A 272-nucleotide genomic window follows, 5' to 3' on the forward strand; every position below is an offset into this window, starting at 1 on the left:
TGCGTCCGGATGCCATTATCATGCGGCATGCGGCATCGGGCGCGCCGCACTTTCTGCAGCGGTACCTCGAAACGCCCATCATCAATGCGGGTGACGGAACGCACGAGCATCCCACGCAGGCGCTGCTTGATGCACGAACGATTCTGGATCGCGGGAAATCGCTGGATGGGCTGCGCGTGGCGATTATCGGCGACATCGCGCACAGCCGTGTCGCGCGATCCAATGTGTATCTGCTTTCGAAATTCGGCGCGGAGATTGTCCTGTGCGGGCCG

The 272-nt window shown here is 61.8% G+C and carries 1 pseudogene; it reads left to right on the forward strand.

The features are described 5' to 3' along the window. Window positions 1-20: 20 nt before the first annotated feature. Window positions 21-272, forward strand: a pseudogene (pyrB, locus tag RAD04_RS38725) (aspartate carbamoyltransferase catalytic subunit); the annotation flags it as partial.

Source organism: Bradyrhizobium sp. 25ACV (assembly GCF_054863005.1).